The organism is Arthrobacter sp. 260 (assembly GCF_013116745.1).
Lineage (GTDB): Bacteria > Actinomycetota > Actinomycetes > Actinomycetales > Micrococcaceae > Arthrobacter_D.
Genome location: NZ_JABFOE010000031.1, coordinates 1 through 1,350, shown reverse-complemented (window position 1 = coordinate 1,350; position 1,350 = coordinate 1). Strand labels below are relative to the sequence as shown.

Sequence of the window (1,350 nt, the reverse complement as noted above, 5' to 3'; positions counted from 1 at the left end):
TGAACCGCTCTGGGTTTGATGGAGACTCGCGCTATTTGATTTCCGCCAGCTGAGCGTGGTCGGTTTGGTCAGCATAGAACATCTGCTCGAACTCCGCGGGTGGAACATCGCCGAGGTAGCCGTGGAGGCGTTGGGTGTTGTGCCAGTGGACCCAGCCGAGGGTCGCTAGCTCGAGGTCTTCGACCGTCTTCCACGGTCCGGGTCGGGCGGGGCCGCGGACGAGTTCGGTCTTGTAGTAGCCGTTCACCGTCTCCGCGAGGGCGTTGTCGTAGCTGTCACCGACGGTCCCGATCGAGGGTGTTGCGCCGATTTCCGCGAGACGTTCGCCGTAGCGGATCGACGTGAATTGACTGCCCGCATCGCTGTGGCATCGAAGATCCTCGTGGTGAGCACCACGACCCCAACGGGCCATTTCGATCGCGTCGAGAACCATTTCGGTGCGCATGTGCGACGCGCATCGCCACCCGACGATCATCCGGCTGAACACGTCAATGATGAAACAGACGTACCCGACGCCGGCCCATGTCGGGACGAAGGTCAGGTCGGTCACCCAGAGCCGGTTCGGGGCCGCCGCGGTGAACTCCCGCCGGACTAGATCCGGGTGCCGCGCCGCAGCCGGGTCAGCCCTGGTCGTTTTGACCCGCTTCGAGCGTGTCGCGCCCTCGATGCCGGCGGCGCGCATCAACCGGCCCGTCTGGTCGCGGCCGATGTCCATTCCGGCCCGGCACGCAGCTTTCCAAAGCTTACGGACCCCGTAGACGCGGTAGTTGTTCTCCCACAGGGCCACTAGATCGGGTATCAGAACCGCGTCGCTGACGGTACGCGCGGACGGTGCACGGTCCCTCGCGGCGTAGTACGTGCTCGGAGCCACCTGCAACAGGCTGCAGATGGGCTCGACTCCAAGCGGGCGACCCTCAACGACGTCGTTCTTGTTCGCGTCGATGAACGCGACTACTTCCGGTGTTGGCGGTCGAGCTCCGCCCCGAAGAAACTCGCAGCCCGTTTCAGGATTTCGTTCGCCCGACGCAGCTCCCGTACTTCTTGCTCAAGGTCCCGCATCCGGCCCGCATCCGCAGTACTCACACCGGCGACGTGCCCGTCATCGATGTCGGCTTGCTTGACCCACGACCGCACCGACTCAACCCCGTATCCGAGCTGAGTAGCCACCCGATGGACCGTCCCGTGCTCGGTCCCAAGCTCTGCCCGCAAGGTTCGAACCATCCGCACCGCTGCGGCTTTCTCCTCCGGCGAATACCGACGTGCCGTCGGCCTCCCAGTTCCCTGACTCTTTGCCATGACTCTATTCTCGATTCCAAGGTCAGAAGCCTCCAACAAACCCAGGGCGGTTCA

The 1,350-nt window shown here is 63.9% G+C and carries 1 protein-coding gene and 1 other annotated feature; the gene reads right to left on the bottom strand.

Annotation, left to right across the window (positions count from 1 at the left end):
• Positions 1-31: 31 nt before the first annotated feature.
• Positions 32-1,296, bottom strand: a protein-coding gene (locus HMI57_RS18255) for an IS3 family transposase (RefSeq protein WP_156808956.1) whose coding sequence is annotated in 2 segments (ribosomal slippage) — positions 32-993 and positions 993-1,296 — 1,266 coding nt in all. Because the reading frame shifts where the segments join, the coding sequence is not laid out codon by codon here.
• Positions 863-997: a sequence feature (AL1L pseudoknot), on the bottom strand. Its footprint overlaps the gene before it by 135 nt.
• Positions 1,297-1,350: the final 54 nt, after the last annotated feature.